A 13,742-nucleotide genomic window follows, 5' to 3' on the forward strand; every position below is an offset into this window, starting at 1 on the left:
AGACGCGTCGCGAGATTCCGTCTCGCGAACGGCTACAGCTCGCGGGTGACCTTCTCGGTCTGCATGCGGCGCTGCAGCGCCGACGGGTCGAGGTTGGCGACCTGGACCAATGACGCGCCGGTTGCCAGTGGGGCCAGCAGGGCGTCCACCAGTTGGGTGGCGGTGCTCCACGGCGTCGTCGACAGAATCCGGTCGGCCGATGTCAAACCGCGTGCCGCCGCTGACTTCTCGGCCGTGGCCAGCACCTGATCGACCGACTGCCCGTCCAGCGCCGCACCGGGGTGGCGCTCGGCGTCGATCTGATCGCCGTGCACCCGTACCGCGGTCGCGTAGTCGGTGACCCCGATCGGCAGATCGGCGGCGGGCTTGCCGAACGGGTCCAGCGACAGCACCGCCAGCTCGCCGGCCGCCCGGTCGGCCTCATCGAAGCGGTCGGCGGTGCACAGCGCCAGGTCGGCCGCGATGTCGGGACCGTCGAGCACCACCTCGGCGCCGATCCACCACACCCCGAACAGCACCGCGGCGGTCTGCCAGTGTGCGGGCAGCAGCACCGCGACCCGGCTGTGCGGCCCGGCGCCCAACTCGTCGCGCAGCAGATTGCCGGTCTTGGCTGCCCAATTCGCCAGGGTTGCGGCGGACAGCTCGATGCGTTCCCCGGTGGCGTCGTCGTAATAGGTGATGCGCGGGCCGACCGGGTCGCTGCGCAGCATCGGATCAAGAACGGCGGCGCTCAGGTTGGTCACGCCGCAACGCTAATTGACGCACTGCGGGTCGTCGGAACCCGCGGTGATGATCTGCGAGGGCGCCGGGGGTGAGGCGACATCGGCATTGGATGAAACACCCTGCGCCACCACCGTGCCACCGCCGAAACCCGAGCCCGGGCCGGTGTAGTCGTTGGCCAACACCACCCGCACCGACCCCGGCGGCACCGATGCCGTCGCGACGACCGGCAGGCCGCCGAGTTCCTGCGACACCGCCTTGGCGCCCAGGTCATCGGCCTTGTCGGCCTGCACCTGGCTGCCGGACACGTGCGCGGCGTCGTTGTTGGCCACCGTGCCCACACCGAAACCCTTGGCGGCCAACACGTTGGACACCGCCGCGGCCAGACCGTTGATGTCGGTGTCGTTGAGCACGCTGGCGGTGGTGTGCTCCGGGGCGTAGGCCATCTCCTCGGTCTTGCCCTCGTCCTGCCCGTGCAAAAGGCCGGCCACGTAACTCTGCACCTGCGTCGGGTCGACCCGAACCACGCTGTGCATGCCGTCGTCGCTCCAGCCGGCTTCGTCGAGCACCGGGATGGTGGCGAAGGCGACTTTCCCGGCGGCCAGATCCTGTAGCCGGGTGATGAAATCCATCACATCCCACCCGGAGGACAGCACCACCGAGCGCTGGACGGCCTGCTGCAGCCGCGACATGGTGGCCGGGCTGGACAAGGTGCGCCCGGAGATCACCTTGTGGGCCAGCGACGCCATCACCGTCTGCTGGCGCTTGACCCGGTCCAGGTCGCCGTGCGGCAGTTCATGGCGTTGGCGCACGAAGCTCAAGGCCTGAGGCCCATCCAGCTTCTGCCAGCCGGCCGGGAAGTCCGCCCCCGAAAGCGGTTCGAAGACCTGCTCTTTGAGGCAGACGTCGACACCGCCCAGGGCATCGGTGATCAGCGAGAAGCCGAGCAGCCCGATCTCGGCGTAGTGGTCGACGGTGACGCCCGTCAGGTTGGCGACGGTGGAGATCAGCGCCTCGCGCCCGGCCTCGGTGCCGCGGGCCTGCGCCTCCAATGGTCCGATGCCGGTGGCGACCAGCGAGTCGGCGGTTTCCAGCCTGGTCGCGCCGTAGACCCCGTTGATCTTGGTCTTGGTCCCGTCCGGCGCGGCGACGTAAGAATCCCGCGGAATCGAGATGGCGGTGGCCGACTTCCCGTTGTTGGGGATCCGGACCAGGATGATCGTGTCGGTGTTGGTGGCGTCCTCGTCGCCGGCGCGCAGGGTCGCCAACTCCTCGGGGGTCAGCGGGTTGCCGTGGGCGTCGGTGCGGCTGTCGGAGCCGACCAGCAGAATGTCGACCGCACCGTCATCGCCGCCCTGGCCGAGCGCGGCGGCCGACACGTGGAAGATGCCGTCCTCGAAGGAGCGGATCTTGCTCCAGGCCACCCCGGTGCACAGCACCACCGAGACGGCGGCGACCGTGGCAACAACACGGACCACACGTTCCACAGGCATCACTTCAGGTTACTGGCGACACAGGCGTATCACGGGTAGCTCACCTCGGCGTGCCAGACTCTGACCGTGCCGCAACGGATCGTGATCACCGGCGCCGGCGGACAGGTCGGCCGTTTCCTGGCTGTGCAGGCCGTACGCGAGGGCCGCGAGGTGCTGGCCCTGACCTCGTCGCAGTGGGATATCACCGACCCGGCGGCAGCCCGGCGGATCGTGCAGGCCGGCGACGTGGTGATCAACTGTGCGGCCTACACCCGCGTCGACGACGCCGAAACCGACGCGCAGACCGCCCATGCCGTCAACGCCGCCGGGCCGGGTCACCTGGCGCGGGTCTGCGCGGAAGCCGGCGCGGGTCTGATCCACATCTCCACGGACTACGTGTTCAGCGGGGATTTCGGCGGGTCAGAACCCCGTCCGTACCGCCCGGACGACGAGGTCGGGCCGCTGTCCGTGTACGGCCATACCAAACTTGCCGGTGAGCGCGCGGTGCTCGACGCGCTGCCGGCTGCGACGGTGGTGCGCACCGCCTGGGTGTACACCGGAGCCACCGGAACCGATTTCGTCGCGGTGATGCGCAGGCGGGCCACCGACCCGGCCCAGGGCAGCATCGACGTCGTCGACGACCAGATCGGGTCGCCGACCTACGTCGCCGACCTGGCCGGCGCATTGCTGGCGTTGGCCGACGCGCCGTGCGGCGGGATCGTGCACGCCGCCAACCAGGGCGCGGTCAGCCGCTACCAGCAGGCTCGCGCGGTTTTCGCCGGCGTCGGGGAAGATCCGCAGCGGGTGCGCCCGGTCGCCAGCGCCGACAATCCGCGTCCCGCGGCGCGCCCGGCCTACTCGGCGCTGGCGACCGCAGGTGTGGCCCCGTTACGTGACTGGCACGACGCGCTGATCGATGCGCTGCGGACCGGCCAGGGACCGTCGTCGATAATCTCTAGCCGTGATTGAGGCCCTGCCGGTCGTGACGGTGACCTATTCGCCGGGTCCGCACCTGGACCGGTTCCTGGCGTCGCTGTCGCTGGCCACCGAGCGTCCGGTGCGGGTGTTGATGGCCGACAACGGGTCCACCGACGGGGCGCCGCAGGCGGCCGTGCAGCGCTACCCCGACGTTCAGCTGATCGACATGGGCGCCAACCTGGGCTACGGCAGCGCGGTCAACCGCGCGGTGTCCCGGATCGACGCGGCCGGCGATTTCCTGATCATCGTCAATCCGGATGTGCAGTGGGGGCCGGGCAGTATCGATGCCCTGCTGGAGGCCGCCGAGCGCTGGCCGCAGGCCGCGGCGCTGGGCCCGCTGATCCGCGACCCCGACGGCTCGGTGTACCCCTCAGCGCGACAACTGCCCAGCCTGATCCGCGGCGGCATGCACGCGGTGATCGGCCCGGTCTGGCCCGGCAATCCGTGGACACGCGCCTACCGCCAGGAGCGGATGGAACCCAGCGAACGGCCGGTTGGTTGGCTGTCCGGGGCGTGTCTGTTGGTCCGCCGCGCGGCGTTCGATCAGGTCGGCGGCTTCGACGAGCGCTACTTCATGTACATGGAGGACGTCGACCTCGGTGACCGGTTGGGCAGGGCCGGCTGGCTCAACGTCTACGTGCCGTCTGCGGAAGTGCTGCACGACAAGGGGCACTCCACCGGACGGGATCCGGCACGCAATCTCGCCGCACATCACCAGAGCACCTACACCTATCTCGCTGACCGCCACGCCGGATGGTCGCGGGCGCCGCTGCGCTGGGCGATGCGCAGTGCGCTGGCCGCCCGCGCCCGCCTGGTGGTGCGCAGTTCGCGACGGAAACTGGCGAAAGGGCAGCCGTGAAATCAGACGTCGATGCCGTCATCTTGGTGGGCGGTAAGGGAACTCGGTTGCGACCGCTGACACTGTCGGCGCCCAAGCCGATGCTGCCCACGGCCGGCCTGCCGTTCGTGACCCACCTGCTGTCGCGGATCGCGGCGGCCGGGATCGAACACGTCGTGATGAGCACGTCGTATCAGCCTGGGGTGTTCGAGACGGAATTCGGCGACGGCTCGGAGCTGGGCCTGCAGATCGAGTACGTGACCGAGGACGAGCCGCTGGGCACCGGAGGTGGCATCGCCAACGTCGCGTCGCGGCTGCGTCACGACACCACGATGGTGTTCAACGGCGACGTGCTCTCCGGGGCGGACTTGGGCCAGCTGCTGGACTACCACCATGAGCAGCGGGCGGATCTGACGTTGCATCTGGTGCGGGTCGGCGACCCCCGGGCGTTCGGCTGTGTGCCCACCGAAAACGGCCGCGTGACAGCGTTTTTGGAGAAGACCCAGGATCCGCCGACCGACCAGATCAACGCCGGCTGCTACGTGTTCAACCGTGAGGTGATCGATCGGATCCCGCGCGGTCGGGCGGTTTCGGTCGAGCGTGAGGTGTTCCCGGCGCTGCTGTCCGACGGCGTGGCGGTGTGCGGCTACGTCGACTCCAGCTATTGGCGCGACATGGGCACACCGGAGGACTTCGTCCGTGGCTCAGCGGATCTGGTCCGCGGCATCGCGCCGTCCCCGGCGCTGGGCGGGCATCGCGGCGAGCAGCTGGTGCATGACGGCGCGGCAATCGCGCCCGGCGCGGTCCTCATCGGCGGCACCGTGGTCGGGCGCGGCGCCGAGATCGGCGCGGGCGTGCGGCTCGACGGTGCGGTGATCTTCGACGGGGTGAAGGTCGAGGCAGGCAGCGTCATCGAGCGCTCCATCATCGGGTTCGGCGCCCGCATCGGGCCGCGGGCGCTGATCCGCGACGGCGTGATCGGCGACGGCGCCGACATCGGGGCGCGTTGCGAGTTGTTGCGCGGCGCCCGGGTCTGGCCGGGGGTGGCGATTCCGGACGGCGGAATCCGCTACTCGTCGGACGTTTAGGGCTGCCGCAGCCGCCGCGACACCAGATAGGCCAATGCGGCATCGGCGTCGGGCGGCAGCGCGTCGACCGGCCACCAGCGCAGGTCCAACGACTCGTCACTGATCCCGATCTGTGCATCCGGTGGGGCGGTCACCAGGAACTGCAGATCCAGGTGCCGGGTCGGCACACCCAGCGAGCAGGTCACCGGATGCACGTGCACCGCAGCCAGATCCGGATCGATCCGCAGGCCGGTGATCCCGGATTCCTCGGTGGCCTCGCGCAGCGCGGCGGCCACGATGTCGGGATCGGTGTCGTCGCAGTGACCGCCCAACTGCACCCAGCGGCCCACCCGGGGATGCAGGGTCAACAGCACCTGGGTGCCGGTGTGATCGAGCACCAGCGCCGACGCGGTGATGTGTCCCGCGGCGCATTCGCGCACGCACGCGTCGGGCCGGGCGGCCAGGAACGCCAGCACCGCGTGCCGCAGCGTGTCCTGGGTCGGATCCGGTGCCGCCCAGCCGGTCAGCAACCCCACCGCGGAGTCGTGCACGCTCATTTGCGCACCAACAGCGAGCCCGCCTCGGCCTGGGGCCGGGGTCCGGTTGCCGGTTCGAGGGGATAGCCGATCGCGATGGCACCCAGGGGTTCCCAGTCATCGGGTAGATCCAGCTCGGCGCGCACCAGGTCGGCGGCGAAAATGGTGGAGCCGATCCAGCAGCTGCCTACTCCGCGTACGGCCAGCGCCACCAGCAGCGCCTGCACGGCCGCTCCGACGGCCACGGTGAACATCGTGTGTTCCGCATTGGTGCGGGAGGTGTCCGGGTAGTGGTGCGCGCCGTCAGGCACCATGACCGGGATGACGACTTCGGGTGCGTCGTAGAGGATCTGCCCGCGCGACACCCGGCGTTCGACATCCTCCGGCGACTTGCCGTCACCGGCGAGATCGGCGCGCCACCTGTCGCGCAGCGCATCCAGCAGGCGGATGCGCAGCGCGCCGGTCTGCAGCCAGACGAAGCGCACCGGCCGGGTGTGATGCGGGGCCGGTGCGGTCAGGGCTTCGGCGACGGCGTCCTCCACCAGCTGTGGCGGTACCGACTGATCGCTGAACCGGCGTACCGACCGGCGCAGCAATTGAGCTTGCTGGCGGCCCAATTCGATCGCCTCGTCGGCACCGAGCCAGAACAGGTCCTCGGTGCCGGCCCGCACCAACGTGCGTGCCGTTGAGCCGTCGGCGGCGGTGGCCAGGCCGCGCACCACGGCCACCGGGATCGCGGTGAGCTTGCCCTTGACCAGGTCCGCGGCCGCGGCCACCTCGTCGGCGACCGCGATCTCGGTGACCACCAACTCGTTGCCGTGCGCGTCGATGGCCCCGGCATAGCCTTGCAGCACGGCCAGGCCCGCGGCGCCGATCGCGACGTCGGTCTGGCCGGTACGCCAGGCCCGTCCCATGGTGTCAGTGATGACCACCCCGACGGTGACCCCGGTGCGCGTTTGTAGCGCGGTGCGCAGCGCGGCGGCGCTGGCATCGGGATCGACTGGCAACAGCGCCAATTCGTCGGCGCCGATGTTGGAGCCGTCCACCCCGGCGGCGGCCTGTACCAACCCGATCCGGTTCTCGGTGATCCAGGTGCGCCCCTTGCGTGCCAGTACCCGCACCGCTTCACTCTCGATCAGTTTGCGACGCAGCGCATCCCGTTCTTCAACGCCGCGGGGGGCGGGGACGATCCGTCCCTCGCATTTGGACACCACCTTGCTGGTAACCACGACGATGTCACCGTCTTGCAGCCAGGGGGCCGCGGTAGCGATGGCCTCGGCCAGATCGTCACCCGGCCGGAACTCGGGAAGCCCCGGCACCGGAATGATCTCGACGGTCGATCCGGTGCCGTGCTCAGTCACGGGGTTCACCTGACACCGGCCAGCTCCAGGCCGGCACGAACCATCTCGGCGGTCGCCTGCGGGTCGGTCATCAGCAGCGGGACGGCTCGCACCGCAACGCCGTCGACGTCTGCGTCATCGCCCTCGTGGACCAGCCAGGCGTCGAGGATTCCGGTCCCGCTGCGCGCCCCGTAATGTCGGCCCACCGCCTCGGACGTACTGGCCACCCCGATCACGGACAGGCACTCGTCTGCCATGCCGCGCAACGGCTTACCAGCCACTATGGGGGAGTAGCCGATGACCGGGGCGGGTGTGGAACGCAGTGCGGCGCGGATGCCCGGGATCGCCAGCAGCGCACCGATGCTCACCACCGGATTCGACGGCGCCAGCAGGACCGCGTCGGCCTCGGCGATAGCCTCGGTGACTCCCGGTGCCGGACCGGCATTTTCGGACCCGACGAAGGCAAAGCTGTGGGTGGGGACCTGAGCGCGGTAGCGTACCCACCACTCCTGGAAGTGGATCGCCCGCTGCGTATCGTCGGCCGGGTCGGTGATGACCACGTGGGTTTCGCATCGGTCGTCGCTGACCGGCAGCAGCCGCGCACCCGGATTCCAGCGGTGACACAGTGCTTCGGTGACGTCCGACAGCGGATAGCCGGCCCGCAACATCTGGCTACGCACCAAATGCGTGGCCAGGTCACGATCGCCCAGTCCGAACCAGTCCGGTTGCACCCCGTATCGGGCCAGTTCCTCCTTAGCGTGCCACGTTTCGTCACGGTGACCCCAGCCGCGGTCCGGATCGACGCCGCCACCCAGGGTGTACATGCAGGTGTCCAGGTCCGGACAGATCCGCACGCCGTGCATCCACGCGTCGTCGCCGATGTTGACCACGGCGGTCAGGTCCGCCCCGCCATCGGCGCCGTCAGCAGCGAACTGGCCCAGGCCGAGCAATTGCTGCACACCCAGCAGGAATCGGGCGCCGCCGACCCCGCCGACCAGAACGGTGACCTTCACATTGCACGACAGTACTGCCCCGCCATTACGGGGGTTCGAGGCGGCGGTGTGGCCGACGCAACACGGACTCGCCGGTCACGAACACGCCGAAATCCGGTCACGAGGTGGTAAGGAATCGCCGCGGAACGCTTGACCTGGGCAACGCGGGCGTGTCTAATCACACCAGTGTCATTTCCTGGTTGGCCGGCCGGTTTCGGTGTCGCAGACCGAGATTCGATCACATGTTCGAATCGGGATGGCCGCACATGACAATAGCGGGCGAATTTTTGACGATCAACGAAACCAGGTAAGGAGGCGGAGCATGCCCTACGAGCACCTTCGGGGCGTTATGGGAGGCACACCGCACACCACTACCGGCTCGGCGATGATGGGGGCGACGGGGGTGACGGGGTTGCCAGCACGGCCCCACTTGAGTTTGGTGCCGGACGCATCGGATGCCGTGGTGGCGTTCGAGTCCGCACCGCTGAGTCCGGATTTGACGCCGGATCAGTGGCAGGAGCGCGCATTGTGCGCGCAGACCGACCCCGAGGCCTTCTTCCCGGAGAAGGGCGGGTCGACTCGCGAAGCCAAGAAGATCTGCTTGGGCTGCGAGGTGCGTACCGAATGCCTGGAGTACGCACTGGCGCACGACGAGCGCTTCGGCATCTGGGGCGGACTCTCCGAACGGGAGCGCCGTCGCCTCAAGCGCGGCGTGATCTAAACGGATTCACGCGGGGCCCTTTCGTCCCACCAGCATCACCAGTCCCAGCTTGGCGTTGAGATCGCGTCTGGGGTTGTGCTTCTCGCGGATTCGCAACCCCAGACCCGATCTCAACGGCTTTCTCCCGGGTGACCGGGGAACCGCGGGCTAGTCGTCTTCGATCGTCGGGTCGATGACCGAGGGATCCACGTCGAGATAGGTAGCCACCTGGGCCACCAGGATTTCGTGCAGCAAATCGCCGAGGTCGATGCTGTCGGTAGCGCGACGTTCGATTGGCTTGCGGAACAACACGATTCGTGCACGAGTAGCATTGCCGCGCACGTCGACACCCGCAGGAATCAACCGCGCCAAGGGGATCGGCCCGTCGGCGATCACCTCCGGCGGCCACTGCACGTTCTCGGGATCCTTGGCCGAAATCCGGGGAATCTCGTCGACCGCGATATCGAGTTCGGCCACCCGCTGCTGCCAGCGGCGTTCGATGGGCTCATAAGCTTCCAGCGCCGCCATGTCGAACCGCTCGGCGCGGCTGCGCCAGCCCGGCACCGTCGGCGGCAGCAGCGGCCCCCGCATCTCGCGGCCCCGGCGGGACCCGGTGGTACCTGCCGATCTGGCGCCGCGCCGGGAACTGCGCGAATCGGACACCCGCCGATGGTAACGGTTGGACATAGCGTCTCGGCCGTATGCGCGTGTCCGCTGCGGCAGAGGTGTTCGGCCGCGATAGCCTCGCAGGCGTGAATGTTCCCCGCCGCTGCTGCCGGCCCGGGTGTCCGCATTACGCGGTGGCGACGTTGACGTTCGTCTACTCGGATTCGACGGCTGTGATCGGTCCGCTGGCGACCGCGCGGGATCCGCACGCCTGGGATCTGTGCGTCAGCCACGCCAGTCGAATCACCGCCCCGCGTGGCTGGGAGTTGGTTCGCCACGCCGGGCCGCTACCGACCCATCCCGACGACGACGACCTGATCGCCCTCGCCGACGCGGTGCGCGAGGCTCCCGAAGCGGTGCTGGCCGGTCCGGTGCGGGGGTTCTCCGACACCGAGGCGGATCCGGCGGCGCGTGCCGGCGCTCCGGGTGGGGTGTTGGCCCCGCCGGTGCACCGCCCGGTGAGCAACGGTCGCAGGCGTGGTCATCTGCGGGTGCTGCCCGATCCCGAGTCCTAAACGCGACGGCGTTGACGGCGAAGTAATACCCGGTGTCGGCTGCTGTTTTTGTTGGCCGGTGTTGGGTGAGCGGCGATGTCGGACCGTTGGCTAACAACGACCAACACCAGTTGCAACGGTTAGGCTGACGGTCAAGATTCAACGTCAGGAGCCCCATGTCTCGGCCCGCTGAGGCTGTTCACCGTGTGATCAAGGCGTACGACGTACGCGGACTGGTCGGCCTCGAGATCGACGAGTCGTTCATCGCCGACGTCGGCGCGGCGTTCGCTCGGCTGATGCGCGCAGAGGGCGCGCAGCGGGTGGTGATCGGCCACGACATGCGGGACAGCTCGCCGCCGCTGGCATCCGCGTTCGCCGCCGCGGTGCGCAGCCACGGTCTCGACGTCGTCGCGATCGGGCTGGCCTCCACCGATCAGCTTTACTTCGCGTCGGGCTTGCTGGATTGCCCGGGCGCGATGTTCACCGCGAGCCACAACCCGGCCGCCTACAACGGCATCAAGTTGTGCCGGGCCGGCGCCAAACCGGTCGGAGCCGACACCGGGCTGCGCACCATCGCCGACGAGGTCATCGCGGGGGTGCCGGTCTCCGATCAGCCGCCCGGCAGCATCACCGAGCGGGACGTGCTGGCCGACTACGGGGACTTCCTGCGCTCGTTGGTGGACACCTCCGGGCTGCGGCCGCTGCGGGTGGTGGTGGACGCCGGCAACGGCATGGCCGGGCACACCGCGCCGGCGGTGTTCGGCGCGATCGAGTCGGTCACGTTGCTGCCGCTGTACTTCGAACTCGACGGCACGTTTCCCAACCATGAGGCCAACCCGCTGGACCCGGCGAACCTGGTCGATCTGCAGCAGCAGGTGCGGGCCGTCGGCGCCGATATCGGGCTGGCTTTCGACGGCGACGCGGACCGCTGCTTCGTCGTCGATGAGCGCGGGGAGCCGGTGTCGCCGTCCGCGGTGACGGCGCTGGTCGCCGCCCGCGAGCTCAACCGGGAAATCGGTGCGACCGTGATCCACAACCTGATCACCTCGCGGGCAGTGCCGGAACTGGTGGTCGAACGCGGCGGAACCCCCGTGCGCTCCCGGGTCGGGCACTCCTACATCAAGGCGCTGATGGCCGAGACCGGCGCCATCTTCGGCGGCGAACACTCGGCGCACTACTACTTCCGCGATTTCTGGGGTGCCGACTCGGGCATGCTGGCCGCGCTGTATGTGCTGGTGGCGTTGGGGGAACAGCAGCGCCCGCTGTCGGAGCTGACCGCCGACTACCAGCGCTACGAAGCCTCCGGCGAGATCAACTTCACGCTGAACGGCAGCGTGGACGCGTCCGTGTATGTCGACGCCGTGCTGAAGTCGTTCGGCTCGCGGATCCACTCCATCGACCACCTCGACGGGGTGACCGTGGATCTGGGCGACGGCAGCTGGTTCAACCTGCGCACCTCCAACACCGAGCCGCTGCTGCGGCTCAATGTGGAGGCCCGCACCGTCGACGACGTCCACGCGCTGGTCGAACAGGTCGGCTCCGGAATCAAGACCGCGCAGGCGGGCCCGGCGAGGTGAACGCCACCCGCGCCGCCATCGACCTCGACGACACCGAGGCTTTGATCGGCGCTGACCACGGCAACCTGCTGTGGGCGGCGTCGATGGCGGGTGCCCAGGTGCGCGCCGTGGCGGCCGCGGTCGAGGAGGGGGCGCTGGAGGCACTCGGTGACCGGGACCGTCCACGCACGGTGATCTGGGTCGCCGGCCCGGGGGTGGCCGAGACCGCGGGTGCGATGCTGGCCGCCGCGACGGGCGGTGTCGCCGTCGAGCCGATCGTGACGGCCACCGAGGTGCCCCCCTGGATCGGGGCGCTCGACGTCCTCGTCGTCGCCGGTGACGATCCGGGCGATCCCGCGTTGGTGACCGCGGCGGCCACCGGAGTGCGTCGGGGTGCGCGCGTGGTGGTTGTCGCACCCTATGAGGGGCCACTGCGCGACAGTACGGCCGGGCGCGTGTCGGTGCTGGAACCGCGGCTGGCTGTTCCCGACGGCTTCGGGCTGTGTCGTTATCTGGCGGCCGGGTTGGCCGTGATGAGCCGCCTGGATGCCGGGCTCAATACCGATCTGGCGGCGCTGGCCGATGAACTGGACGCCGAGGCGCTGCGCAACAGCGCCGGCCGCGATGTGTTCACCAACGCGGCCAAGACGCTGGCGGAACGCATCGCGGGCCGCCGGGTGGTGCTGGCCGGTAACTGTGCGGCGACGCTGGCGCTGGCCCGCCACGGCACCACGGTGCTGTTGCGTGCCGCGCAGACGGTGGCGGCGGCCGCCGGGCTGGCCGACGCACTGGTGGCGGTGCACGCCCAGGGTGCCCCGGACACCGCCGCCGACATCTTTCACGACCCGGAGATCGACGGGCCGTTGCCCGATCGGTTGCGGGTGCTGGCGTTGACGTTGGCCGCCGAGCGCACGGTGGTCGCCGCCCGGACCGCCCGGCTTGCCGATATCGACCTCGTCGGGGTCCAAGACGTGCCCGATGCGCCCATGGAGCCAGGTGGCGTCGGTGCAGCCGAAGAGCAGCTGGCAGTATTAGCTGTCCGGTTGGAGATGGCCGCGGTATATGTGCGGCTGATGGCAGAACAACAGGAATAAGTCAGAACAGTGGAACTGCTACGCGGAGCGATACGGACCTACGCTTGGGGATCGCGGACCGCCATCGCCGAATTCACCGGACGCGCGGTGCCGACCACGCATCCCGAAGCCGAGCTCTGGTTCGGTGCGCATCCGGGTGACCCCGCCTGGCTGCAGACCCCCGACGGCGAGGTCTCCTTGCTGGACGGGCTGGTCGCAGATCCCGGGCAGCTGGGTGCGGCCACGCGGGCTCGGTTCGGGGACACGCTGCCGTTCCTGGTGAAGGTGCTGGCCGCCGACGAACCGCTGTCGCTGCAGGCCCATCCCAGCGTCGAGCAAGCCGTCGAGGGGTATCAGCGCGAGGAACGGCAAGGCGTCCCGGTGACCTCGCCGATCCGCAACTACCGCGACACCAGCCACAAACCGGAGCTGCTGGTGGCGTTGCAGCCGTTCGAGGTGCTGGCCGGGTTCCGCGCGGCGGCCCGCAGCGTCGAGTTGCTGCGGTCGCTGGCGGTCTCGGATCTGGACCCGTTCATCGACCTGCTCGGTGCACTTCCAGACGGCGACCAGTCCGACGCCGACGGGCTGCGTGCGCTGTTCACCACCTGGATCACCGCACCGCAACCCGACCTCGACGTGCTGGTGCCCGCGGTGCTCGAGGGCGCCATTCACTACGTCACCTCCGGTGCCCGGGAATTCGCGGCCGAGGCCCGCACGGTGCTGGAACTGGGGGAGCGCTACCCGGGTGATGCCGGTGTGCTGGCGGCGCTGCTGCTCAACCGCATCACGTTGGCTCCCGGCGAGGCGATCTTCTTGCCGGCCGGCAATCTGCACACCTATCTGCGCGGTGTCGGGCTGGAGGTGATGGCCAACTCCGACAACGTGCTCCGGGGTGGCCTGACCCCCAAGCACGTCGACGTCCCCGAGCTACTGCGGGTGCTGGATTTCACGCCCACCACCGAGCAGGCACTGCGCGCGCCCATCCACCGGGACGGGCTGGAACAGGTCTATGAGACGCCGGCTGAAGAGTTCGCGGTGTCGATGCTGACGCTGGACGGCGAGCAGCTGGGCCACGAGGTGGATGCGCCGTGCCAGTTCGACGGCCCGCAGCTGCTGGTGTGCACGCAGGGGTCGACGACGGTGTACGGAAAGTCCGGGGCGCTGACGTTGGACCGCGGGATGGCCGCCTGGGTCGCCGCCGACGACGGGCCGATCCGGCTGATGGCCGCCAAGCCCAGCACCCTGTTCCGCGCGACAGTGGGTCTGTGAGCGACGCCACGGGGCGATCGCAAGCGCCGCGAGGCGGGGCG

14 protein-coding genes are annotated in these 13,742 nt (G+C 69.4%); 8 read left to right on the top strand and 6 right to left on the bottom strand.

Going from position 1 to position 13,742, the window contains the following annotated elements; genetic code table 11:
- Positions 1 to 32: 32 nt before the first annotated feature.
- Positions 33 to 710, bottom strand: a complete 678-nt coding sequence (locus AC5Y36_RS14125; RefSeq protein WP_500041649.1) for a TIGR03089 family protein — start codon at positions 708 to 710, stop codon at positions 33 to 35.
- Positions 711 to 752: 42 nt separating this feature from the next.
- Positions 753 to 2,216, bottom strand: a complete 1,464-nt coding sequence (locus AC5Y36_RS14130; protein WP_500041549.1) for an LCP family protein — start codon at positions 2,214 to 2,216, stop codon at positions 753 to 755.
- A gap of 63 nt (positions 2,217 to 2,279) precedes the next feature.
- Here AC5Y36_RS14130 and rfbD point away from each other — a divergent pair, with 63 nt between their 5' ends.
- Genes rfbD through manB form a run of 3 tightly spaced genes read left to right on the top strand, consistent with a single transcriptional unit; the run spans position 2,280 to position 5,096 of the window.
- Entirely contained in the window at positions 2,280 to 3,161 is an 882-nt protein-coding gene (gene rfbD, locus AC5Y36_RS14135) for a dTDP-4-dehydrorhamnose reductase (RefSeq protein ID WP_500041550.1), read from the top strand.
- On the top strand, positions 3,154 to 4,029 hold the full coding sequence (locus tag AC5Y36_RS14140; protein WP_500041551.1) for a glycosyltransferase family 2 protein: 876 nt from the start codon (positions 3,154 to 3,156) through the stop codon (positions 4,027 to 4,029). Before rfbD ends, AC5Y36_RS14140 begins: the two co-directional genes overlap by 8 nt.
- On the top strand, positions 4,026 to 5,096 hold the full coding sequence (manB, locus tag AC5Y36_RS14145; protein WP_500041552.1) for a mannose-1-phosphate guanylyltransferase: 1,071 nt from the start codon (positions 4,026 to 4,028) through the stop codon (positions 5,094 to 5,096). Before AC5Y36_RS14140 ends, manB begins: the two co-directional genes overlap by 4 nt.
- Here manB and AC5Y36_RS14150 read toward each other — a convergent pair.
- The 3 genes from AC5Y36_RS14150 to cofD are packed head-to-tail and all read right to left on the bottom strand — an operon-like array spanning position 5,093 to position 7,964.
- Positions 5,093 to 5,632 (bottom strand): NUDIX hydrolase, encoded by a 540-nt coding sequence (locus AC5Y36_RS14150; protein WP_500041553.1) that lies wholly within the window; start codon positions 5,630 to 5,632, stop codon positions 5,093 to 5,095. The genes manB and AC5Y36_RS14150 overlap by 4 nt on opposite strands.
- The gene (locus tag AC5Y36_RS14155) at positions 5,629 to 6,981 is read right to left on the bottom strand and encodes a coenzyme F420-0:L-glutamate ligase (protein ID WP_500041554.1); all 1,353 of its coding nucleotides are present in this window, start codon (positions 6,979 to 6,981) and stop codon (positions 5,629 to 5,631) included. Before AC5Y36_RS14155 ends, AC5Y36_RS14150 begins: the two co-directional genes overlap by 4 nt.
- Complete coding sequence (gene cofD / locus AC5Y36_RS14160; RefSeq protein ID WP_500041555.1) at positions 6,978 to 7,964, bottom strand: 2-phospho-L-lactate transferase; 987 nt, start codon at positions 7,962 to 7,964, stop codon at positions 6,978 to 6,980. The genes AC5Y36_RS14155 and cofD overlap by 4 nt, the downstream gene beginning before the upstream one ends.
- Positions 7,965 to 8,292: 328 nt before the next feature.
- Between cofD and AC5Y36_RS14165 the strand changes: the two genes are divergently transcribed.
- On the top strand, positions 8,293 to 8,664 hold the full coding sequence (locus tag AC5Y36_RS14165) for a WhiB family transcriptional regulator (protein ID WP_500041650.1): 372 nt from the start codon (positions 8,293 to 8,295) through the stop codon (positions 8,662 to 8,664).
- Positions 8,665 to 8,811: 147 nt separating this feature from the next.
- Here the strand turns inward: AC5Y36_RS14165 and AC5Y36_RS14170 are convergent, their stop codons facing one another.
- Positions 8,812 to 9,234, bottom strand: a complete 423-nt coding sequence (locus AC5Y36_RS14170; protein ID WP_500041651.1) for a metallopeptidase family protein — start codon at positions 9,232 to 9,234, stop codon at positions 8,812 to 8,814.
- A 161-nt stretch (positions 9,235 to 9,395) separates the two neighbouring features.
- Between AC5Y36_RS14170 and AC5Y36_RS14175 the strand changes: the two genes are divergently transcribed.
- The 4 genes from AC5Y36_RS14175 (at position 9,396) to manA (ending at position 13,701) form a co-directional block, all read left to right on the top strand.
- Positions 9,396 to 9,824 carry a DUF3499 domain-containing protein gene (locus AC5Y36_RS14175; protein WP_500041556.1) on the top strand — a complete coding sequence of 143 codons (429 nt, stop codon included), beginning with the start codon at positions 9,396 to 9,398 and terminating at the stop codon, positions 9,822 to 9,824.
- A gap of 155 nt (positions 9,825 to 9,979) precedes the next feature.
- Positions 9,980 to 11,380 carry a phosphomannomutase/phosphoglucomutase gene (locus AC5Y36_RS14180; RefSeq protein ID WP_500041557.1) on the top strand — a complete coding sequence of 467 codons (1,401 nt, stop codon included), beginning with the start codon at positions 9,980 to 9,982 and terminating at the stop codon, positions 11,378 to 11,380.
- On the top strand, positions 11,377 to 12,453 hold the full coding sequence (locus tag AC5Y36_RS14185; protein WP_500041558.1) for a TobH protein: 1,077 nt from the start codon (positions 11,377 to 11,379) through the stop codon (positions 12,451 to 12,453). Before AC5Y36_RS14180 ends, AC5Y36_RS14185 begins: the two co-directional genes overlap by 4 nt.
- A 9-nt stretch (positions 12,454 to 12,462) precedes the next feature.
- Positions 12,463 to 13,701, top strand: coding sequence for a mannose-6-phosphate isomerase, class I (gene manA / locus AC5Y36_RS14190; protein ID WP_500041559.1), 1,239 nt, complete (start codon positions 12,463 to 12,465; stop codon positions 13,699 to 13,701).
- Positions 13,702 to 13,742 lie beyond the last annotated feature (41 nt).

The organism is Mycobacterium sp. NGS50, from assembly GCF_059812545.1.

Bases quoted from the DNA above. Each gene is read 5' to 3' on its own strand.
- AC5Y36_RS14125 (WP_500041649.1), bottom strand. From the start codon at position 710: ATGCTGCGCAGCGACCCGGTCGGCCCGCGCATCACCTATTACGACGAC.
- AC5Y36_RS14150 (WP_500041553.1), bottom strand. From the start codon at position 5,632: ATGAGCGTGCACGACTCCGCGGTGGGGTTGCTGACCGGCTGGGCGGCA.
- AC5Y36_RS14165 (WP_500041650.1), top strand. From the start codon at position 8,293: ATGGGAGGCACACCGCACACCACTACCGGCTCGGCGATGATGGGGGCG.
- AC5Y36_RS14170 (WP_500041651.1), bottom strand. From the start codon at position 9,234: ATGCGGGGGCCGCTGCTGCCGCCGACGGTGCCGGGCTGGCGCAGCCGC.
- AC5Y36_RS14180 (WP_500041557.1), top strand. From the start codon at position 9,980: ATGTCTCGGCCCGCTGAGGCTGTTCACCGTGTGATCAAGGCGTACGAC.